Origin of the sequence: Bacillus sp. FSL R7-0646 (assembly GCF_037969865.1) — a bacterium.
Classification (GTDB): Bacteria; Bacillota; Bacilli; order Bacillales; family Bacillaceae; genus Bacillus; species Bacillus licheniformis.
Genome location: NZ_CP150217.1, coordinates 617,501 through 637,363 on the forward strand (window position 1 = coordinate 617,501; position 19,863 = coordinate 637,363).

A 19,863-nucleotide genomic window follows, 5' to 3' on the forward strand; every position below is an offset into this window, starting at 1 on the left:
TCTCGGATTAGATGAATATTTTGAGGGAGACGGCGTCTGCCTTGTGGAATGGGCGCATTTGATTGAAGAGCAGCTTCCAAAAGAACGCCTTGAGGTGGTCATTAAGCGGCTTGGTGATGACAAGCGAAAGCTGACCTTTACACCTAAAGGCAGGCGCTACGAAAATCTTTGCGAGGAGATCAGCAAACATGACGATACTTGCGATTGATACATCCAATTTAACGCTCGGAGTGGCATTAATCAAAGACGGAAAAGTGATAGCCGAGCATATATCCCACTTAAAGAAAAACCATTCGGTCAGAGCCATGCCGGCAATCGACGAACTCCTTAAAGAGTGCGGTTTAAAGCCTAGTGACCTGACCCAAATTGCAGTTGCCAAAGGCCCGGGTTCATATACAGGCGTGCGGATCGGCGTGACGATTGCCAAAACGCTTGCATGGTCATTAAATATTCCGGTTAAAACCGTTTCAAGCCTTGAAGTGCTTGCGGCAAACGGCCGTTTTTTCCAAGGCTTGATTTGTCCGTTGTTTGATGCTAGGCGCGGTCAGGTTTATACGGGACTGTACCAGTATAGGGACGGCAAACTCCATGGATTGGAAGAGGACCAGAACATTCTGCTTGAAGATTGGCTAAAAAAGCTGAAAGCCATGGATCAGCAAGTCCTTTTCATAGGAAGCGACACCGGGATTCACAGGGAAATGATCGAACGGATTCTCGATGAACAAGCGGTTATTGCAGACCCTGCCCTGCAGCTTCCAAGACCTTCAGAATTGGCTTTAATCGGAGAACTTAAAGAGGACGAGCCAGTGCACAGCATTGTTCCAAACTATATTCGTCTGGCCGAAGCCGAGGCCGTCTGGCTTGAAAAACAAAAGTAAACGGGTGAAGCCATGAACACGCAAATGGTCATACGCGATATGAATCCAAAGGATTTGGACCAGGTTTTTGAAATTGAAAAAAGCTCTTTTTCTTCTCCGTGGAAAAAAGAATCTTTTCATCATGAGCTTTTTCACAATATGTATGCTCATTATCTCGTTCTCGAAGTTGAGGAGCAAGTCGTCGGCTACTGCGGGATTTGGATCGTAATGGATGACGCCCAGATCACCAATATTGCCGTTTCACCTGCATACCGGGGCCGCCGCTTCGGTGAAGCTCTTTTGAAGGCGGCCATGAAGCTTTGCCGGATGAAAAGGGCGGTTCAGCTTTCTTTAGAGGTGAGGGTATCGAATCATATTGCACAGAGCTTATACAAAAAGCTCGGCTTTGAGCCGGGAGGAATTCGCAAAAATTATTATACCGATAATGGGGAAGATGCATTATTAATGTGGGTGAGACTAAATGAATCATAAAAAAGATCTGTATGTATTAGGAATCGAAACAAGCTGTGATGAGACTGCCGCTGCGATTGTCAAAAACGGGACGGACATCATCTCAAATGTCGTAGCGTCGCAAATCGAGAGTCATAAACGGTTTGGGGGCGTCGTTCCCGAGATCGCATCAAGGCATCACGTGGAACAGATCACGATCGTGCTTGAGGAAGCCTTTGCACAAGCGGACATGACGTTTGATGACATTGATGCCATTGCAGTAACGGAAGGACCGGGGCTTGTAGGCGCTCTATTGATCGGCGTGAATGCTGCGAAAGCGCTCAGTTTTGCCCGGGGCATACCGCTCGTAGGCGTGCATCATATTGCCGGTCACATCTATGCCAACAGGCTTGTTCAGGACATTCAATTTCCGGCGATTGCCCTTGTCGTCTCAGGCGGCCACACCGAACTCGTATATATGAAAGAGCACGGCTCATTTGAAGTAATCGGAGAGACGCTCGACGATGCTGCAGGCGAAGCCTATGACAAAGTGGCGAGAACGATGGGGCTTCCTTATCCGGGTGGACCTCACATTGACAAACTTGCGCAAAAAGGCGAGGCAAATGTGCCGCTGCCGCGCGCATGGCTTGAAGAAGGGTCTTATCATTTCAGCTTCAGCGGATTGAAGTCTGCAGTCATCAACACGCTTCACAACGCTTCACAAAAAGGCGAAACGATAGCTCCGGAAGATTTGTCAGCCAGCTTTCAGGAAAGCGTCATAGATGTCCTCGTGACAAAAACGGAACGCGCTGCGGAAGCTTATGGCGTCAAACAGGTGCTGCTTGCCGGAGGAGTTGCTGCAAACAAAGGGCTGAGAGCCGCGCTCGAAAAAACGTTCAGCAGCCGTCCGGAGATCGAGCTTTTGATCCCGCCGCTCTCGCTGTGTACGGACAATGCCGCCATGATTGCCGCCGCAGGTACGGTTGCTTTTGAAAAAGGAATCAGAGGAAAATATGATATGAATGGTCAGCCTGGCTTAGATCTGACGTCTTATTGAAACCTCACGCTTTGTGAGGTTTTTTTACCCGGAAAAAGTTATTAACAAGTTATCAACACATATCCACAGTCTTGTGTATAATGTTAAAAACCTTAATTTACAGACCTTTTTTACCTGTTAGTAATGTGTATAAATATTATGTTATTTGTGGATATTGTGGGTAAATCGCTTTCTTTCTTTTAAATAAAGGATTTCAATTGTGGACAAAAAAACCGCTCCGGCTTGGAGCGGCTCATCCTTTATTCATTTGTAGATAGTGTTTCCCATTCTGATAACAGCTGTTCAAGCTCCTCATTCAGCTGTTCATTTTCAGAGTGGATTTCCTGAACCTTCTCGTGGTCTTGGAAGACGTCGGGATTGCATAGGAGCTCTTCATTCTTTTCAATTTGTTCTTCAATGGCCGTAATTCTTGTTTCGATGTCTTCAATCCTGCGCTGCCGCTGGCGTTCTTTTCTTTTCAGCTCTTTTTCTTCTTCATAGCTCTTTTTTGCGCCCGGTTTTTCGGAAGCGGCTTTCTGACGCTCTTCCGTCTGTTTTTCTAGTTCTTTCAGTTCAAGCTGCTGCGCTTTTTTTTCCGTGTAATAATCGTAGTCGCCTAAATATTCTTCGGCTTTGTCGCGAGAAAGCTCCAGTACTTTTGTCGCAATCCGGTTGATAAAATAGCGGTCATGGGACACAAATAATATCGTTCCCGGGTAATCGATTAAAGCGTTCTCCAAGACTTCCTTGCTGTCCAGGTCGAGATGGTTTGTCGGCTCATCAAGAATAAGGAAGTTCGCTTTTTGCAACATCAGCTTGGCGAGGGCAAGCCTGGCTTTTTCGCCACCGCTTAATGCATGTACAGGCTTTAATACATCTTCTCCCGAGAACAAGAAGTTGCCGAGGCAGGTCCTGATATCCTTTTCATTCATCTCCGGATAATCGTCCCAAAGCTCGTCAAGCACGCGTTTTGACGACGTCAATTCAGCCTGTTCCTGGTCGTAGTATCCGATTGAGACGTGAGAGCCCGTCGCGATTGTTCCCGACACCGGCTGCAGCTTTTGGATCAATGCTTTCAAAAGGGTCGACTTGCCGATTCCGTTCGGCCCGACTAGTGCAACGCTTTCCCCGCGGGTAATGCGAAAATCCAGTGAACGGAGAAGCGGGGGCTGGTCCTGATAGCTTACCGTCAGGTCTTCCACTCGCAGTACATCGTTTCCGCTTTGCCTTGTAATTTCAAAGCGGAATGACGCCGACTTTTCATCTCCAAGCGGTTTGTCCATGATCTCCATCCGTTCAAGCTGCTTTCGTCTGCTCTGCGCCCGTTTCGTCGTCGAAGCCCTTGCCAAGTTCCGATCGACGAAATCCTGCAGCTTGGCGATTTCGTCCTGCTGCTTTTCGTAAAGCTTTGTTTCCCTTTCCAGCTGCTCGGCTTTTAATTGGAGATAAGAGCTGTAGTTCCCGATATATTTTTTGCTTTGGGACCTGGTAATCTCGTAAACTTGGGTAACCACTTTGTCAAGAAAGTACCTGTCATGGGAAACGATTAAAATCGCTCCGCTGTAGCTTTGCAAATATTGTTCGAGCCATGTCAGGGTGTCGATATCCAAGTGGTTTGTCGGTTCGTCCAAAATGAGGAGGTCGGGTTTTGTCAAAAGCATTTTTCCGAGGGCAAGTCTTGTTTTTTGGCCTCCGCTTAAATCCTGAACGCGGACGGAGTCGTCAAATCCCGCAAAGCCGAGCCCGTGCATGACGGATCTGACCTCTGCCTCATATTGGTAGCCGCCTTTGTCCTTGAACTCCTGCTGAAGCCTGTCATATGTCTTCATTAATGATTCAAGCTTGTCCGGTCCGGCTTGCGCCATCTTTTCCTCGATCGCGCGCATTTCTTTTTCCATTTTTTTAAGAAAATCAAATACCGACAGCAATTCCTCTTTAAGCGTCAGCTTGGAATCGAGGCCGGAATGCTGGTCAAGGTAGCCCATCGTCAAATCTTTAGGTTTGATGATGTCCCCCTTTTCGTATGAGAGCTTTCCTGCGATAATCTTTAGAAGAGTCGATTTTCCGGCGCCGTTGCGTCCGACGACCGCAATCCGGTCCCGAGACCTGACTTCGAGTTTTATATTCGTTAAAATCGTATCGGCTCCAAACGATTTTGAAAGCTGATTTACTTGTAAAATCATCATGATCTTTCACCTCTTGTCTGCTATTTTAAGTGTAGCCTATCACCGCGCAGTCAGCAAACAATTAAGTGAAGTCTGGAAGATTTTAGCCAAAGAAAAAGACAGATTGAAAAAAATAGTGTATGATCATTATAAGGAGAGTTAAGAACATGAATGAGTTTACACATTTTAATGAACAAGGCAGAGCCAAGATGGTTGATATAAGCGAAAAGGAAGCTTCAGTGCGCACAGCTGCGGCTGTTTCAAGCGTGTCCATGAATCGAGAAGTACATGAAAAAATCAAAAACCGCGAAATCGGAAAAGGCGATGTTTTGGCGGTGGCGCAAGTGGCCGGAATCATGGCTGCAAAACAGACATCCGCCATCATCCCGATGTGTCATCCGATCGCTCTGAAAGGAGTCGACATCGCCTTTTGCTGGGAGAAGAAAGAGCAGAAGAGCATCCTGCATATACAATCTAACGTCAAGACCAAAGGGAGCACAGGTGTGGAAATGGAAGCGTTAACGTCGGCCTCCGTATGTGCGCTGACCGTTTATGACATGTGCAAAGCGGCGGATAAGGGAATGGTGATAGGACCGACCTTTCTTCTCGAAAAGACAGGCGGGAAAAACGGTGACTATAAAAGGGAAAAAGCTGATGTAGACATGGAGGATTAGTTTATGAACATGGATCATTCAAAAATTCCGCAAGCGACAGCGAAACGGCTGCCATTATATTATCGTTTTTTAAAAAACCTTCATGCATCCGGGAAACAGCGTGTATCTTCCGCTGAGCTGAGCGATGCCGTCAAAGTCGATTCCGCGACCATCCGAAGGGATTTCTCGTACTTCGGCGCGCTCGGGAAAAAAGGATACGGCTACAATGTCAATTATTTGCTGTCCTTTTTCAGAAAGACGCTTGATCAGGATGAAACGACGAACGTAACGCTTATTGGCGTGGGGAATTTGGGGACAGCCTTTCTCCATTACAATTTTATCAAAAACAATAATACAAAAATCGCCATGGCGTTTGACATCAATGAAGAAAAAATCGGAACCGAGGTCGGCGGCGTTCCCGTCTATGACCTGAATAAGCTTGAAGAGCATATGACGGATGATGATATCCCGGTCGCCATTTTGACGGTTCCAGCTCAAGCCGCACAGTCGATTACAGACAGGCTGGTGGCGCTTGGCATTAAAGGCATTCTTAATTTCACGCCGGCTCGCTTGAATGTGCCGGAACACATTCGCATTCATCATATAGATTTGGCAGTGGAACTTCAGTCGCTGGTGTATTTTCTGAAACATTATTCAATGCAGGAAAAGTAAAACGGAAAACGAAAAATAAATAAAGGAAAGGGGGCAGGCTTTATGCCAACAATCGGTCCTGGAAGCTTTATTTTAATTGTCGTGGTGGCGCTTTTGATATTCGGCCCGAAAAAACTTCCCGAGCTGGGAAGAGCGGCGGGAAACACGCTGCGGGAGTTTAAAAATGCGACAAAAGGTTTGGCTGACGACGATTCCGATAATAAAAAGAAAGAAGATCAGTAGGATAGGATGACATTTATGAAGGGAAAAGAAATGTCGCTGTTAGAACATATCACAGAACTGCGCAGACGGCTTGTGATCACTTTTTTCTTTTTTGTTTTGTTTGTTGCGGCAGGCTTTTTTTTGGCGAAGCCGCTCATAATCTACCTGCAGCAGACGGATGAAGCGAAGCTGCTGACTCTCAATGCGTTCAAGCTGACCGATCCTTTATTTGTGTACGTGCAGTTCGCGTTCATCATCGGCGCTGTCTTGACTTCGCCGCTTGTTCTATACCAGCTGTGGGCTTTCATCAGCCCGGGGCTGTATGAAAAAGAACGAAAAGTGACGCTCAGCTATATTCCAATATCGATCATTCTTTTTTTAGGCGGCATTGCCTTTTCTTACTTTATTTTATTTCCGTTTGTCGTGGACTTTATGACGAGAGTCTCAGATGATCTGAATGTCAACCAGGTCATCGGAATACACGAATATTTTCAGTTTCTGCTTCAGTTGACGCTTCCTTTTGGATTGTTGTTTCAGATGCCTGTGGTCATCATGTTTATCACAAGGCTCGGTCTCGTGACGCCGATGTTTTTGGCGAAAATCCGAAAATATGCATATTTTGTGTTGTTCGTCATTGCGGCGCTCATTACACCGCCTGAGTTATTGTCGCATTTAATGGTCTCCGTGCCATTGCTCATTCTTTATGAAATCAGTATCGTGATTTCAAGAATATCCTACAGGCAGGCGCAAAAAACAATGATTCAAGAGGAAAATCAATCGTTTTTGAACGACCATACAAAATAAGAGCCATTCTTTTTTCAGAATGGCTCTTTTCTTTCAAATAAAAGGCTATTGATCTTTTCGCTTCATCCTGCCGGCCAGGGCGAACATTTTAAAGGAGATGCTGATATTATAGGCTGCGAAAAGCATCAGCAGGATCGTATAAAAAGACCACATGCTTCCGGGCGAGGTTGCCGCGAGATACGTAAACAGCACACCCGTTAATAAATAAATCACTCCCCAGAATTTAGGGCTTCTCATCATAGAAATCCTCCAATAATCATTTGCATTTTCTCGACGTTTTTCAAATATTCTTCAATAGGCTCCCGGAATGTCTGCAGCAAGACGACGAGCGTATTCATGGCGACATGGGCGAAAATCGGGACGATAATCCGGTTGGTCCTGACATATAAAAAGGCGAATGTGAATCCCATTGCCGTATAAATGAGCAGATGGCTGAAATCCAAATGGACGACCGAGAAGAGCACCGAACTGAACAGAGCGGCAACGAAAAAATTCGTTTTCTCATAGATCGCACCGAAAATGATCTTTCTGAAAATGATTTCTTCAAGAATCGGACCGAATACAGAAGAGACAAACACCATCAGCGGCAATGCGGTGATGATTTTCATAATCCGCTGCGTATTTTCGGATTCCGGGTTGACCCCGAACAAGTTCATTTCGATCGAAGCGGCAATTGACTGCGCAAACAAAGCGAGAAAAACGCCGGCTACCGCCCATCCGATTGACGCTGCAACCGATGCTTTTGGACGATTGCGAAGCGTCGTCTTCGGCACCGTCCGCAAAATCAGCAGCACGATGACGAGACAGAGGGTAAACGCGATGACAGACCAGACGCCCGTCAATGTAAGCTGAGCTTCAGCCTTGGGCTGTCCTCTGCCCACTCCCAAAAAGTAGAGAAGAGGCAAGCCGACAACCGCCGACAATTGCATGAGAACGTATGCCAATATAATAAACCAGTATTGTTTTCTCAAGCTTTATGTACTCCTTTTCTAAAAATCTAAATCAGACTATGTTTATTGTAACACACTCTTTTTAAATTATAGGATGATAAGGATATGCGGAGAAATGTAAGCGCAAAAAAATTTGACCTTTTCACTTGAAATTGCCTGGGAGATTCTTTATTATAAGAATTGTGTTAGCACTCACCGAGTGCGAGTGCTAAAATTACATATGAAAATATTGAGGAGGTTGTTTCATTGTTAAAGCCATTAGGTGATCGCGTTGTCATTGAGCTCGTTGAGTCTGAAGAAAAAACTGCTAGCGGAATCGTACTTCCTGACTCCGCAAAAGAAAAACCACAAGAGGGTAAAGTGGTTGCAGCCGGTTCAGGCCGTGTGTTAGAGAGCGGAGAGCGCGTTGCATTAGAAGTTAAAACAGGCGACCGCATCATCTTCTCAAAATATGCAGGTACCGAAGTGAAATATGAAGGTACTGACTACTTAATCTTGCGTGAAAGCGACATTTTAGCTGTTATCGGCTAAGTCATAAATAAAAACGAGACAATTATATAGGAGGTTCGAATAACATGGCAAAAGATATTAAGTTTAGCGAAGAAGCCCGCCGTTCAATGCTGCGCGGTGTAGATGCATTGGCGGATGCTGTAAAGGTAACTTTGGGACCTAAAGGACGCAACGTCGTTCTTGAGAAAAAATTCGGTTCTCCATTAATCACAAACGACGGTGTAACCATCGCGAAAGAAATCGAGCTTGAAGACGCGTTCGAAAACATGGGCGCAAAGCTTGTTGCTGAAGTTGCGAGCAAAACAAACGATGTTGCCGGTGACGGTACAACAACAGCGACAGTTCTAGCTCAGGCGATGATTCGCGAAGGTCTTAAAAACGTAACTGCCGGCGCTAACCCTGTAGGCGTGCGCAAAGGTATCGAGCAGGCTGTGGCTGTAGCTGTTGAAAGCCTGAAAGAAATCTCTAAACCAATCGAAGGCAAAGAATCAATCGCACAAGTTGCTTCAATCTCCGCTGCAGACGAAGAAGTCGGAAGCCTGATCGCTGAAGCAATGGAGCGCGTCGGCAACGACGGTGTTATCACGATCGAAGAATCCAAAGGATTCACAACAGAGCTTGAAGTGGTTGAAGGTATGCAGTTCGACCGCGGATATGCGTCTCCTTACATGGTGACGGATTCCGATAAGATGGAAGCGGTTCTTGAGAATCCGTACATCTTAGTAACAGACAAAAAAATCACAAACATTCAAGAAATCCTGCCGGTGCTTGAGCAAGTCGTGCAACAAGGCAAACCGTTGCTTCTGATTGCTGAAGACGTTGAAGGTGAAGCTCTTGCAACATTGGTTGTCAACAAGCTTCGCGGAACATTCAACGCAGTGGCTGTTAAAGCGCCTGGATTCGGCGACCGCCGCAAAGCGATGCTCGAAGACATCTCTATCCTGACAGGCGCCGAAGTGATCACAGAAGATTTAGGTCTTGACCTTAAATCAACTCAAATCAATCAATTGGGACGCGCTTCTAAAGTTGTTGTTACAAAAGAAAACACAACAATTGTTGAAGGTGCGGGAGATACAGAGCAAATCGCGGCACGCGTCAACCAAATCCGCGCTCAAGTTGAAGAAACAACTTCTGAGTTCGATAAAGAAAAATTACAAGAACGCCTTGCTAAGCTTGCAGGCGGCGTAGCTGTCATCAAAGTCGGAGCTGCGACTGAAACAGAATTGAAAGAACGCAAGCTTCGCATCGAAGACGCCCTGAACTCTACTCGCGCTGCGGTAGAAGAAGGAATCGTATCCGGCGGTGGTACAGCTCTTGTCAATGTTTACAATAAAGTAGCTGCCCTTGAAGCTGAAGGCGACGAACTGACTGGTATCAACATCGTTCTTCGCGCTCTTGAAGAACCAATCCGTCAAATCGCGCACAACGCGGGTCTTGAAGGATCTGTCATCGTTGAGCGCCTGAAAAATGAAGAAATCGGCGTCGGCTACAACGCTGCAACAGGCGAATGGGTGAACATGATCGACAAAGGTATCGTTGACCCTACAAAAGTAACACGCTCAGCTCTGCAAAACGCAGCATCTGTAGCGGCTATGTTCCTGACAACTGAAGCAGTTGTTGCCGACAAACCGGAAGAAAACAAAGGCGGCGCAGGAATGCCTGACATGGGCGGCATGGGCGGAATGGGCGGCATGATGTAAGCCCAGCGTCCAAACGTTGATATATCAAGGAAAAGAGGCTCTTTTTAGAGCCTCTTTTTTTAAAAAATCACATAAAAATCACATTTTTTCGGTTTTAAAACTTGTGATACCTTGTAGGAAACATTTCATTTTATTAAATGTTTCTTTCTTCATCTTGTTTGTTATGTGAGTATAAATTTCAATTGTGGCTCTCATATCAGTATGGCCAACTCTCTTCATAATCTCCCCCAGAGTGTTTCATTATTTGACCTAACTCATGGCAGAAGTCTTTCCAGTGCTGCTCCTTGTTTTTAAGAGACTATCGAAAAAAACCACATTACTTAAACAAAACTTAAAGATCCCACACTTGTTAGGCATGTACCTAATTTGAATGTCTAATCTATCAGCAATAACTTTCATATCGACTTGGGAAGGTTCTGCTATGTTTATTTATATATATATGTATTGAACTTCTTCTTCTAATTTTGAAAGGTAGTACATTAAAATCCCCCTGTATAATGAAAACTGATGCTCTCTTTTTGGTGATTTGAAAACCCGATTAAACGGGTTTAAAAGTTTATTTTTTCAAAACTTGAAGCGTTATTGAAGTAACGAAAAGGAGCAGGCATAATGCCTGCTCCTCTATCTTGAAACTAACGAGATTCATTTGAGGATTTAAGGTAACTGATGAACAATGGTGAAATGACAATTACTGTTACAATTAATAATAGTCTGCTAGATATTAAATTTACAAATGTAGTGTTAATAATATATAGGGCTAAAACCATTAAATAAAAAGCCACGTAAACATAAGCATACACTTTTTTGCTGAATGGTTCTTTCATGTAAATGAAAAGAAATAACCCTGCCATTAAAACTAAGAAAGTCATATTTTCCCTCTTTCATTTTTATTGTGGAAAAACCCCAGTTGGAACAGCTGCATATCCGAGTCCAGTAAAACGTATTCTAACACCATGACCTTCATGTTCGTCTTGAATCATTTGACCAAAACCAACTAGTCCGCCTCCGATTACTCCGGAAATTACGCTTGCTAATTGTGTAGGAGGTACGGGTATAACCCTTGATATTAAAGCAAGACCAGAGGTTGCTCCACCGCCTGCTTTAAATGATTGATATAGTGTTCTTGTTTCATTACAGTCAAAATAAAGATTATATCCCCACCAGTAGAGATCATGACCAGATCGACCGCAGCCTTTTTTCGCTACTTTCATTTTATGATTGTTTCCATTCTCCAGTGTCAATACACTACCGTCTTTGTCTAAAATTTTCACACTAAAATCGGAGTTAATGACAGCTTCTTTTTGTTTCACTAAATCGTTCAAGTATTTAATCCAGTCTTGAACTTCGTTGGTGACAGAACGTGAAATATCTAGTTTAGTATAAGATGGATCTAAGGTAAGAGTTCCATCTGCGTTTAATTTAAGATAAGCTTCTAATTTCTTTACATCATTCATACTCACCTTTACATTCTTAAATTCTTCGCTGTTCAGTTTTTGATCGGGTGCAGAATTTCCTTTATATGCTCCAGTAGTTTCAGTATGTAGTTTTTCGTTGTCAGTTAGTTCTGACGCTGATACTATATTGAAAATACAGGTGAAACCAATATTAATGTCAGTACCATAACAAATGTCTTAAAACCATTGTGCTTCTTTTCTTTCACGATAATGCCACCCTTCTTATTATAGATCAACCTCATTTTACTTGAAAAACAAGGTAATTTGCGGCATGATGTGTATAACAGTAAAAAAGAACCATCTAAAATCTTGTGCGTAATGAAATTATACTAGGTGTGATTAATTAGAATATGGAGGGCTAATTTAAGAAGGAAAAAAACGATTAAGATGAAGGATGTTATGATGTAACTATGTTGATCTTTGGATTATAGGTCTTACTTTATTTCTCTAAAAACAGCATCCTCAAATTTAATGAAATTGGTGTCTCCTTCCACAATATGAATAACCTTACGGATATGATTTATGTAATGAATTTTTCCTTCTATGTTAATAGTCTCTCCTGATTCTGCTCTATTTAAAAAGGGCAGCGGTTTAAATACAGAGAACAGAACTGTTAAATTAAATTCCATTGCTTCACATATTATCTTATCCATGTCTTCTATTTGAACCATGTCAAGAACCGGCCTTTTAACCTTGTTCCGATTGCTTTCTAATTCGCGGAGCAGGCTGAGGTGTTCCGACAGCATCATAGCTGTTCATTTGATTGATCCCCGATCTTTCAAGTTGTCATCTTTCATGGTGTTTATCTCCTTGAGTTTCAATCGTGAATTAATGGAAACAGTGTTTTAGCTATTTTGGTTACAAAATCGGTCACGGTTTCGGAATTTGAAGGTGTATGCGGCATGATGTAAGCCCAGCGTCAAAAACGGCTGATATATCAAGGAAAAGAGCATCTTTTTATTTAACTTGCGATGACATATAAATACCCTTTTATCCATGGAATAATTTCCTTTTGGGGGATTATGGTATAATTAGCATCTGAATTTTTAACAGAAAGGTTAAACAATTGATGTCGCACAACAAACTAATGTTTTTGCTTTATCATTTTCATCTATTATTCACCTGCATGGTACAATAGTGGACCCTGCGGCTAGCTGGAAGCCTTGGCTGGTGAACATTGCATTCATTTTATTGGTTCTTCTATTTTTAAATCTCACTATAAAAGAAAATCAACAGAACAAGTAGCGGCATGCCCTTCTCAAAGAGAAGGGCATATATTTTATATTATGAACATCGGTAAGAGTAGCCTTAATAAACGTCACTCTAATTCTGCATCTGAATATCGGAGCTTGCTATTGCCCGTAATCTCTTTCAACGGCCAGTGCGTCAGCAAATGGCATTAAAACCGCAAGACCTAAATTTGATTCTTTGTGAAAAATGGGGGATTTTAAAAAGATGGTCAAAAAAATTGTAAATGGATTCAATTCATTTTCACTACTGGGGACAATCTTTTTTATCGGCAGTTATTTTACGTACAAATTTAATGGCGTGGAGCTGGTCGGGTTCCTGTACTTAGGTATTATTTTTTTGACAGCTCTGATCGCAACCACCGTAATGTTAATCAGGCTAAAAAGAAAAGGAATCAATAAAGATAAACAGGCTTAATGCATGCTTTATACTTATTTTAGCTTCTCTCCGCTAGTGTAACCTTTTCCAATCCATAATATAGATCTCTTAAAAGCATCACATGTCCAGTACATCAAATGTAATCTCCTGTTCATACTAATATCGGGAGGTACATCGACTTATGTTGAAAATTTGGATGACTGGACTTTTACTATTAGCGCAGCCCGCGGGGCATTCTGACAGCTTAACGATCACTCAGCAAGGGAAGAAAGTGGCCGTTGTGAACCGCGAAGATTTTACAATGCCGCTTCCCGGAACACCGATGATTGATGATAAAAAATACAACGAATTCGTTGACAGGCTTGAACGGAAAGTACACAAGGATCCTGTCAACGCCGTGATCAACGATCAGGGAAGGATCGTTCCCGGCAAGGTTGGCTACAGCCTTTCCCGGAAGGGGTTTAAGGAGCAGTTTTACGCGTATTTTTATGGGGATGGCCCGTCCACAATAGAAGTGCCTGAATTGAATGTTTACCCGAAAGTTGACAGCGAACTGCTTTCCCATATCCGGACACAGCGGATCGGCCAGTATGTGACGTACTTTAATTCCGGGAATAAAAGCAGGACGCACAATATTTCTCTCGCGGCAAAGGCAATCGACAATCATGTTGTTTTTCCTAATGAGACGTTTTCATTTAACAAAGTTGTCGGAATGAGGACGCCGGACAAGGGATATATGAAGGCTCCCGTGATTGTGAGAGGCGAATTGTCTGAAGGAGTGGGCGGAGGCATTTGCCAGGTTTCGTCGACATTGTTTAATGCTGTTGACCGGGCAGGACTCGAAATCGTCCAGCGCTATTCCCACAGCCGGCGTGTCCCTTATGTTCCGCCGGGGCGCGACGCGACGGTCAGCTGGGGCGGACCTGATTTGCGCTTTCAAAACAAATATAACCAGCCGGTCTTGATCCGGGCGAAACGGCACGGGGGAACGATGGTTGTGACGCTTTATTCTTCTGATGTGGTCAATCATCAGCTGCGAAAAGTCCCGAAGGCTCCGGCCCAAATTCCAAAAGAAGAGCATCAAAGCGGGGATCACTAAAGGCGAATGTTCATCTGGCGCTGCACTTGTTCACACAATGTACAATAAAATCCTTTTGCCTGTATGATAGGATGAATCAAGGACATCTTTAAATTTCAGACAAGAGGAGATGATCGAGTGACATGGCTTTTTGTAACCTTTTTGGTGATCTTCAGTCTTTTTAAAATATTGGTCACTTGCCTTCCGAGCGGTGTCGTAGAGTGGCTGACCGGCAAATTTCAAGTTCATGTGAAGCTTGAGGAATCGAATGTTCAAGTGACATTCGGCGGAAAACGTTTAGAGGGATCTGACAAGAGTCGATTTATTCAAAACTTTAATGAAGCGGTATTTATGGAGCGGTACTACATATACCCGGGAGATGAGCCGCTGTATGTCAATCCGAAAAACGCCGGGACACCGTTTGTGATCGAAACAACTAAAGGAAAAAACGCTGTGAAGCTGTTTGTATACAGATACGATGATCATATAGACGTCGTTAAACAATATAAGAAAAAGACGGCCGCTTATTGTCTGCGTTCTGACAGTCTGCAAACATGCGGGGGGATGAAAACGGCGGATTTGATTTAAAAAGCAGGAAAAACCTGCTTTTTTATTATGATATGAAATAGAGCCTGACAGCGCCGTAACCGATCAAAAATAACCAGGCAGCGATTCTTTCTTTTTGACGTGCTGTACGGCTGTCCATTTCACCATCGCCTTTCTTCATTTTATTAGCAATAAAATCCTTGTATTGCATATTATTCTAAATTAAAATGAGGTTGATAAAAAGTCTTGCACAGGGAGAAACGCCATGACCATACATATTCAACAGCTTGAAGCCCCTCTGAATCGTGAGTTTGTTGATGAACTGATCAATTTGTGGAATGATAATACGTTGGAAACGGCTGATTGTGCATTAGATGATCAAGATAGAGAAATGATACACCAGCAGCTGGAACAATATGTTCAATCCGCATACGGAGCGGTTTTTGCCGTCGTGAATGAGAAGCAAGAAGCGGTCGGATACGGGCTGGCCTCTATTAAGAAAGATTTGGTCAGCGATTGTCTGAGCGGGCAAATCGATGAAGTGTACATAGCCCCGGACTATCGAAGAAATAAGCTGGGGAAGCTTGTTGCAGACCGTATGATGGATTGGTTTGAACAACATCAAGTCTCTCACGTTCAAGTATCGGTCGATATCGATAATCAATCGGCGCTGCATTTTTGGGAAGGCATCGGCTTCAGCAGTGATTTTTATCTTCTGACAAATTAGTTTTTTGAATCAAGTGGGAGCGGCCTTCGTTGTCATGCCCGGCCGCCTAGCTAAAAAGCCCCTTTTAAGGGGCTTTTTTGATGAGCTCAGGAGAATTATGATGCGGTGAATTGACGAGAGGCGCGACTTCATACGCTTCCATCTCTTTTGACGCATATGGTTTTAAAAGGCTTTCTAAGTATGCAAGGTTTTGATTCTTCGGATTCAGCCATTCTTTTTCAGCCTGGCGATCAAGAATGACGGGCATGCGGTCATGAATGTCTTTCATTAAATCGTTGGGCGTTGTCGTAATGATTGTGCATGTATAGACGGGCTTGCCGCCTGCAGGCTGCCACTTCTCCCAAAGCCCAGCAAATGAAAACAGTCGATTTGTTTTGAGCTTGATCCTCATCGGCCGCTTTGTCCTTGCATCGGTCCGCTTCCACTCATAAAAACTGTCTGCCGGAATGAGGCACCTTTGTCTGATCAGCGGCTTTCGAAAGCTCGGCTTCTCCGCCAAAGTCTCAGCGCGCGCATTGATCATTTTATAACCGATTTTCTCATCCTTTGACCACGGCGGAATCAATCCCCACCGCAGCCGCCCTAGCCGGTTATGCGAACCGTCGTTGATGACGGCGAGAATATACTGGGAAGGCGCGATGTTATAACTGGGGCTGTAATCTTCAATCGCCATTTGATCAATCTCGAAACGGTCAATAATCTCATCAAATTCAGAAAAGAGCGTAAACCTGCCGCACATCTTAGGTCACCTTTTTTTGTTTATTGAAAGTTTGAGGCTTTTATATATAAATGGCCAACAAGGCCGCTGAAACAGCCATGATAAAGCAGTCATCGCCCGTCATGGCCACGCCGTTTTTGATGAATACACTGCAGGTCCAGTTGAGTGCCGATCCTTCCGCGGTCCGGTCAATCAGTTTTTTACCCGCTGTGTAAACACATGCTTTAAATAAAGAAAACGAAATGGAACATAAAATAAAGAGCAAAATAAACTTTACCATCAACACCAGCATTGCCTTTTCACCCCGGCATATTTTGTAAGCTCCACCTTCATTTTACCAATAAATTCATCTGTTAAAACCTCTTTCTTGTTTTATTATATTGACCGAATGGTCAGCAATCGTTGCAATTTATACTAACCGATTGGTCAATAACGAAAAGGAATGATGGTCAATGCCTTTACAGCTTTATGAAAAAGAGCAAATACTCGATGCCTGTTTGGAGGTTTTTGCCCGGCATGGCTTTGCAAAGACTTCGACCGGAATGCTGGCGGAAGCGGCCGGCATTTCAAAGGCGCTGATTTTTCATCATTTTAAAAGCAAAAAAGATCTGTACTTAACTGTGCTCGATTATTGTATTGAGAAGGTAAAGTCGCGCCTTTCCCTTGATGACCTGGCGTCTTATGATGATTTCTTTGAAGCGAAAGAAAAAATAAGCATGGCTAAGCTTGAGTTTTTCGCGGATTATCCAAATGTATACAAGCTCACAAAAGATGCCTTTTATTCACCGCCTTCCGAATTAAAAAAAGAAATCGCTGCAAAGTATGGGGAGCAATTTGCCGTTAGAAATCGTATTCTAAAACAGCTTTTTGCGAAAGTTCCGTTGAGGGAAGGAGTGGATCGTGAAGAGGCGTTCGAACTTATCATGGTCATGATGGGGCATTTTGAACAAAAGTTTCTAGCGGAAGTAACGGCTGAGGACGATTTTGATCCAGCCTGGAGCAGACGTCTTCTTGAAGAACGAAAACGGTTTTTGGATATGATTCGTTTCGGCATTGAAGGCGAATAAAAAGGGGGATTCCTGATGGGACACTATGTATTGGGCTTTCATGAGATCGATCGAACCGATTTGCCGCTTGTCGGAGGAAAAGGGCTGAACTTGGGCGAATTGTCAAAAATGGACGGCATCCAAGTGCCTCCCGGTTTTTGTATAACAACAAAAGCATATGAAAAGATGATCGGTGAAAACGATAAGGTCAGTGAACTGATTGATCAGCTGTCTCTTTTAAAAGTGAAGGACAGAGAACAGATTAACGATCTTGCCCTTCAGATCCGCAATGGTATTGAAAGGGCCGAAATCGCCGAAGAGATCAAAGAAGCGGTTAAAAGCGCTCACTCAAATGCTGGCGGCGATGCATATGCGGTCCGATCAAGCGCTACGGCAGAAGATTTGCCTCATGCCTCTTTCGCCGGGCAGCAAGATACGTATTTAAATATAAAAGGAATAGAGGCGATCTTGAAGCATATCAGCAAATGCTGGGCTTCACTGTTTACAGAGCGGGCCGTGATCTACCGGATTCAAAACGGTTTTGACCACCGCAAAGTTCAATTATCGGTCGTCGTCCAGCAGATGGTGTTCCCGGATGCGTCCGGCATTTTGTTTACGGCAGATCCTATTACATCCAACCGGAAGGTCACCTCGATTGATGCAAGCTTTGCTTTGGGAGAGGCGCTTGTATCTGGTACAGTTTCAGCAGACAACTACAAGGTTCGTGAAGGCGCGATCATTCAAAAAACGATTTCCGAGAAAAAGACGGCAGTCTATTCTTTGGAAAGCGGCGGCACTGAGGCGCGCGAAGTCGAAGCGGGCTGCCGGAAAGAGCAAACATTAACAGATGAACAGATCATCCGGCTTGAAAAACTGGGAAGGAGAATCGAAGCCCATTTCAGTTTTCCGCAGGATATTGAATGGTGTCTGGCTGATGGCGAATTTTTCTTTGTCCAGAGCCGGCCTATAACGACATTGTTTCCTCTTCCGAAACAGAGCGATGACAAGCTTCGCGTCTATATGTCTGTCGGGCATCAGCAAATGATGACAGAACCGATAAAGCCGCTTGGAATATCGTTTTTCGGGTTGATCTCGGATTATGAGCTGACTTGTGCCGGCGGAAGGCTTTTTATTGATTTATCACACGATTTGGCATCTTTTGCAGGGCGGAAAGTCGTCCTCAGTACGGCGGGGAAAAATGATCCTTTCATGCATAGCGCTCTTGTGAATTTTTTGAAAAGAAAGGAGCTTGTCAAAACCCTGCCGAAAGGGAAGCGGATGTTTAGATTAGGGGCTGAAGGGCTGTCATGGTCGCTGCCGGGTGATGCGCTGAAGAATTACCGGAAAAACGACACAGATGTAGTCAAACGGCTCATGTCGAAAGCGGAAGCATCCATTCAAGAGGCTGAACAGCGATTGAAAAACGCATCGGGTGAAACGTTATTTGCACAGATAGAAGAGGATCAAAAAAGCTTGAAAAAAGTTCTCTATGATTCAGAGAGCATGGCTGTAATTATGGTTGGTTTATATGCCGTTTACTGGCTCAATCGAAAAATGGAGAAATGGCTTGGCGAAAAAAATGTCGCCGATACCCTTTCTCAATCGGTATTGTACAATGTCACATCTGAAATGGGATTGGCGCTTTTGGATGTATCAGATGCTGCCAGAGGATACCCCGAGGTTCAGAAGTATTTAGCATATGCCAATAATGAAACCTTTTTTGAAGATCTCAAACAGCTTGACGGCGGTCCCGCCTTTATCGGCGCATTGCGGGCATTCCTTGAGAAGTACGGCATGCGCTGCACCGGTGAGATCGATATAACCAAGACCCGCTGGAGCGAACGTCCTTCCATTCTTGCTCCAATCATTTTGAGCAACATCAAGAATTTTGAGCCCGGCGCGCGAACGGCTAAGTTTGAACAGGGGCGATTGGAAGCGGAGAAAAAGGAGAGGGATTTGTTAAGCCGTCTGCAACAACTAAAGGGAGGCAGACAAAAGGCAAAAAGGACAAAGAAGATGATCAGCGTGCTGCGGAATTTTATCGGCTATCGGGAATATCCCAAATATGCTCTGATCAAACGCTATTTCATATATAAGGAAGCGTTGATGAAAGAAGCCGCTGTTTTACAGCAAAAGAAGCTGATACAAGCGAAGGAGGATATTTATTATTTGTCCTTTGATGAATTGAAAGAAGCCGTGTGCACAAACCGTCTCGATGTGAAGAAGATCGAGGAAAGAAAAGCGGAATATCGGCATTATGAAAAATTGACGCCTCCGCGAATCATGACTTCAGAAGGCGAGGTCATCACCGGAGAAGCCTTGGGGGATCACATTCCGGCAGGAGCGTTGGCGGGCGTTCCTGTTTCATCGGGGATCATCGAAGGAAGGGCAAGAGTGATTCTGAAATTGGAGGAAGCCGATATCGAAGAGGGGGATATCCTTGTCACGCCTTTTACAGATCCGAGCTGGACACCGTTATTTGTCTCAATCAAAGGTTTGGTGACTGAAGTGGGCGGCCTCATGACACACGGCGCTGTTATTGCGCGGGAATACGGGCTTCCGGCGGTGGTGGGGGTTGAGCATGCGACGAAAGAAATTAAAGACGGACAGAAGATCAGGATTAACGGATCGGAAGGATATGTTGAAATACTCGAATGATAAAAAGCGCAG

22 protein-coding genes (1 of these 22 running past the window's edge) are annotated in these 19,863 nt (G+C 44.1%); 15 read left to right on the forward strand and 7 right to left on the reverse strand.

Annotated features, from left to right (window positions below):
* The 4 genes in view from tsaE to tsaD are tightly spaced (at most 12 nt apart) and all read left to right on the forward strand, a layout consistent with a single transcriptional unit that may run on beyond the window.
* Positions 1-208, forward strand: partial view of a tRNA (adenosine(37)-N6)-threonylcarbamoyltransferase complex ATPase subunit type 1 TsaE gene (tsaE, locus tag MKY62_RS03090; RefSeq protein WP_003179225.1) — the 3' end only. 269 nt of this gene lie to the left of the window's left edge; 208 of the gene's 477 nt are visible here — the last part of the coding sequence; the start codon falls outside the window, past its left edge; it ends in the stop codon at positions 206-208.
* Positions 189-878, forward strand: coding sequence for a tRNA (adenosine(37)-N6)-threonylcarbamoyltransferase complex dimerization subunit type 1 TsaB (tsaB, locus tag MKY62_RS03095; RefSeq protein WP_003179227.1), 690 nt, complete (start codon positions 189-191; stop codon positions 876-878). The genes tsaE and tsaB overlap by 20 nt, the downstream gene beginning before the upstream one ends.
* 12 nt (positions 879-890) lie before the next feature.
* The gene (gene rimI / locus MKY62_RS03100) at positions 891-1,349 is read left to right on the forward strand and encodes a ribosomal protein S18-alanine N-acetyltransferase (RefSeq protein ID WP_003179229.1); all 459 of its coding nucleotides are present in this window, start codon (positions 891-893) and stop codon (positions 1,347-1,349) included.
* On the forward strand, positions 1,339-2,364 hold the full coding sequence (tsaD, locus tag MKY62_RS03105; RefSeq protein WP_003179232.1) for a tRNA (adenosine(37)-N6)-threonylcarbamoyltransferase complex transferase subunit TsaD: 1,026 nt from the start codon (positions 1,339-1,341) through the stop codon (positions 2,362-2,364). Before rimI ends, tsaD begins: the two co-directional genes overlap by 11 nt.
* A 239-nt stretch (positions 2,365-2,603) precedes the next feature.
* On the opposite strand, the gene MKY62_RS03110 is transcribed toward tsaD, so the two are convergent.
* Complete coding sequence (locus tag MKY62_RS03110) at positions 2,604-4,529, reverse strand: ABC-F family ATP-binding cassette domain-containing protein (RefSeq protein ID WP_003179233.1); 1,926 nt, start codon at positions 4,527-4,529, stop codon at positions 2,604-2,606.
* Between the two features lie 146 nt (positions 4,530-4,675).
* Between MKY62_RS03110 and moaC the strand changes: the two genes are divergently transcribed.
* The 4 genes from moaC to tatC are packed head-to-tail and all read left to right on the forward strand — an operon-like array spanning position 4,676 to position 6,838.
* Positions 4,676-5,182 carry a cyclic pyranopterin monophosphate synthase MoaC gene (gene moaC / locus MKY62_RS03115; RefSeq protein WP_003179234.1) on the forward strand — a complete coding sequence of 169 codons (507 nt, stop codon included), beginning with the start codon at positions 4,676-4,678 and terminating at the stop codon, positions 5,180-5,182.
* Positions 5,183-5,185: 3 nt separating this feature from the next.
* Complete coding sequence (locus MKY62_RS03120) at positions 5,186-5,833, forward strand: redox-sensing transcriptional repressor Rex (RefSeq protein ID WP_003179237.1); 648 nt, start codon at positions 5,186-5,188, stop codon at positions 5,831-5,833.
* A gap of 42 nt (positions 5,834-5,875) precedes the next feature.
* Complete coding sequence (locus tag MKY62_RS03125) at positions 5,876-6,055, forward strand: twin-arginine translocase TatA/TatE family subunit (protein WP_003179239.1); 180 nt, start codon at positions 5,876-5,878, stop codon at positions 6,053-6,055.
* A 6-nt stretch (positions 6,056-6,061) separates the two neighbouring features.
* Complete coding sequence (gene tatC / locus MKY62_RS03130) at positions 6,062-6,838, forward strand: twin-arginine translocase subunit TatC (protein WP_011201569.1); 777 nt, start codon at positions 6,062-6,064, stop codon at positions 6,836-6,838.
* A gap of 45 nt (positions 6,839-6,883) precedes the next feature.
* On the opposite strand, the gene MKY62_RS03135 is transcribed toward tatC, so the two are convergent.
* Together MKY62_RS03135 and MKY62_RS03140 are read right to left on the reverse strand one after the other, a co-directional pair.
* Complete coding sequence (locus tag MKY62_RS03135; protein ID WP_011197587.1) at positions 6,884-7,075, reverse strand: YdiK family protein; 192 nt, start codon at positions 7,073-7,075, stop codon at positions 6,884-6,886.
* The gene (locus tag MKY62_RS03140) at positions 7,075-7,809 is read right to left on the reverse strand and encodes a CPBP family intramembrane glutamic endopeptidase (RefSeq protein WP_003179245.1); all 735 of its coding nucleotides are present in this window, start codon (positions 7,807-7,809) and stop codon (positions 7,075-7,077) included. The genes MKY62_RS03135 and MKY62_RS03140 overlap by 1 nt, the downstream gene beginning before the upstream one ends.
* A gap of 225 nt (positions 7,810-8,034) precedes the next feature.
* Between MKY62_RS03140 and groES the strand changes: the two genes are divergently transcribed.
* Both groES and groL read left to right on the forward strand, forming a co-directional pair.
* Positions 8,035-8,319, forward strand: a complete 285-nt coding sequence (gene groES / locus MKY62_RS03145) for a co-chaperone GroES (RefSeq protein ID WP_003179248.1) — start codon at positions 8,035-8,037, stop codon at positions 8,317-8,319.
* A gap of 44 nt (positions 8,320-8,363) precedes the next feature.
* Positions 8,364-9,998: a chaperonin GroEL gene (gene groL / locus MKY62_RS03150; RefSeq protein WP_003179250.1), complete on the forward strand. Its 1,635-nt coding sequence runs from the start codon at positions 8,364-8,366 to the stop codon at positions 9,996-9,998.
* 887 nt (positions 9,999-10,885) lie between these two features.
* Here the strand turns inward: groL and MKY62_RS03155 are convergent.
* Positions 10,886-11,452, reverse strand: coding sequence for a hypothetical protein (locus MKY62_RS03155; RefSeq protein WP_016886468.1), 567 nt, complete (start codon positions 11,450-11,452; stop codon positions 10,886-10,888).
* A gap of 434 nt (positions 11,453-11,886) precedes the next feature.
* The gene (locus MKY62_RS03160) at positions 11,887-12,201 is read right to left on the reverse strand and encodes a YolD-like family protein (protein WP_016886469.1); all 315 of its coding nucleotides are present in this window, start codon (positions 12,199-12,201) and stop codon (positions 11,887-11,889) included.
* Positions 12,202-13,259: 1,058 nt separating this feature from the next.
* Between MKY62_RS03160 and MKY62_RS03165 the strand changes: the two genes are divergently transcribed.
* The 3 genes from MKY62_RS03165 (at position 13,260) to MKY62_RS03175 (ending at position 15,429) form a co-directional block, all read left to right on the forward strand.
* Positions 13,260-14,177: a VanW family protein gene (locus MKY62_RS03165; protein WP_003179378.1), complete on the forward strand. Its 918-nt coding sequence runs from the start codon at positions 13,260-13,262 to the stop codon at positions 14,175-14,177.
* Between the two features lie 117 nt (positions 14,178-14,294).
* Complete coding sequence (locus MKY62_RS03170; protein ID WP_003179380.1) at positions 14,295-14,744, forward strand: YfmQ family protein; 450 nt, start codon at positions 14,295-14,297, stop codon at positions 14,742-14,744.
* Between the two features lie 223 nt (positions 14,745-14,967).
* On the forward strand, positions 14,968-15,429 hold the full coding sequence (locus MKY62_RS03175; protein ID WP_003179383.1) for a GNAT family N-acetyltransferase: 462 nt from the start codon (positions 14,968-14,970) through the stop codon (positions 15,427-15,429).
* A gap of 64 nt (positions 15,430-15,493) precedes the next feature.
* Here the strand turns inward: MKY62_RS03175 and MKY62_RS03180 are convergent, their stop codons facing one another.
* Entirely contained in the window at positions 15,494-16,168 is a 675-nt protein-coding gene (locus MKY62_RS03180) for an SOS response-associated peptidase (RefSeq protein ID WP_003179385.1), read from the reverse strand.
* Between the two features lie 40 nt (positions 16,169-16,208).
* Entirely contained in the window at positions 16,209-16,439 is a 231-nt protein-coding gene (locus tag MKY62_RS03185) for a hypothetical protein (protein ID WP_003179386.1), read from the reverse strand.
* Between the two features lie 160 nt (positions 16,440-16,599).
* Between MKY62_RS03185 and MKY62_RS03190 the strand changes: the two genes are divergently transcribed.
* Together MKY62_RS03190 and ppsA are read left to right on the forward strand one after the other, a co-directional pair.
* The gene (locus MKY62_RS03190; protein WP_003179388.1) at positions 16,600-17,214 is read left to right on the forward strand and encodes a TetR/AcrR family transcriptional regulator; all 615 of its coding nucleotides are present in this window, start codon (positions 16,600-16,602) and stop codon (positions 17,212-17,214) included.
* A gap of 15 nt (positions 17,215-17,229) precedes the next feature.
* Complete coding sequence (gene ppsA, locus MKY62_RS03195) at positions 17,230-19,851, forward strand: phosphoenolpyruvate synthase (RefSeq protein WP_003179390.1); 2,622 nt, start codon at positions 17,230-17,232, stop codon at positions 19,849-19,851.
* Positions 19,852-19,863: the final 12 nt, after the last annotated feature.

What these genes read in the sequence shown, in the direction of transcription:
- tsaB (WP_003179227.1), top strand. Translation starts at nt 189, where the DNA reads ATGACGATACTTGCGATTGATACATCCAATTTAACGCTCGGAGTGGCA.
- MKY62_RS03175 (WP_003179383.1), top strand. Translation starts at nt 14,968, where the DNA reads ATGACCATACATATTCAACAGCTTGAAGCCCCTCTGAATCGTGAGTTT.
- MKY62_RS03125 (WP_003179239.1), top strand. Translation starts at nt 5,876, where the DNA reads ATGCCAACAATCGGTCCTGGAAGCTTTATTTTAATTGTCGTGGTGGCG.
- MKY62_RS03160 (WP_016886469.1), bottom strand. Translation starts at nt 12,201, where the DNA reads ATGATGCTGTCGGAACACCTCAGCCTGCTCCGCGAATTAGAAAGCAAT.
- moaC (WP_003179234.1), top strand. Translation starts at nt 4,676, where the DNA reads ATGAATGAGTTTACACATTTTAATGAACAAGGCAGAGCCAAGATGGTT.
- MKY62_RS03165 (WP_003179378.1), top strand. Translation starts at nt 13,260, where the DNA reads ATGTTGAAAATTTGGATGACTGGACTTTTACTATTAGCGCAGCCCGCG.
- tsaD (WP_003179232.1), top strand. Translation starts at nt 1,339, where the DNA reads ATGAATCATAAAAAAGATCTGTATGTATTAGGAATCGAAACAAGCTGT.
- MKY62_RS03190 (WP_003179388.1), top strand. Translation starts at nt 16,600, where the DNA reads ATGCCTTTACAGCTTTATGAAAAAGAGCAAATACTCGATGCCTGTTTG.
- ppsA (WP_003179390.1), top strand. Translation starts at nt 17,230, where the DNA reads ATGGGACACTATGTATTGGGCTTTCATGAGATCGATCGAACCGATTTG.
- groL (WP_003179250.1), top strand. Translation starts at nt 8,364, where the DNA reads ATGGCAAAAGATATTAAGTTTAGCGAAGAAGCCCGCCGTTCAATGCTG.
- tatC (WP_011201569.1), top strand. Translation starts at nt 6,062, where the DNA reads ATGACATTTATGAAGGGAAAAGAAATGTCGCTGTTAGAACATATCACA.
- MKY62_RS03155 (WP_016886468.1), bottom strand. Translation starts at nt 11,452, where the DNA reads ATGAATGATGTAAAGAAATTAGAAGCTTATCTTAAATTAAACGCAGAT.
- MKY62_RS03180 (WP_003179385.1), bottom strand. Translation starts at nt 16,168, where the DNA reads ATGTGCGGCAGGTTTACGCTCTTTTCTGAATTTGATGAGATTATTGAC.
- MKY62_RS03110 (WP_003179233.1), bottom strand. Translation starts at nt 4,529, where the DNA reads ATGATGATTTTACAAGTAAATCAGCTTTCAAAATCGTTTGGAGCCGAT.
- rimI (WP_003179229.1), top strand. Translation starts at nt 891, where the DNA reads ATGAACACGCAAATGGTCATACGCGATATGAATCCAAAGGATTTGGAC.
- MKY62_RS03120 (WP_003179237.1), top strand. Translation starts at nt 5,186, where the DNA reads ATGAACATGGATCATTCAAAAATTCCGCAAGCGACAGCGAAACGGCTG.
- MKY62_RS03185 (WP_003179386.1), bottom strand. Translation starts at nt 16,439, where the DNA reads ATGCTGGTGTTGATGGTAAAGTTTATTTTGCTCTTTATTTTATGTTCC.
- MKY62_RS03135 (WP_011197587.1), bottom strand. Translation starts at nt 7,075, where the DNA reads ATGAGAAGCCCTAAATTCTGGGGAGTGATTTATTTATTAACGGGTGTG.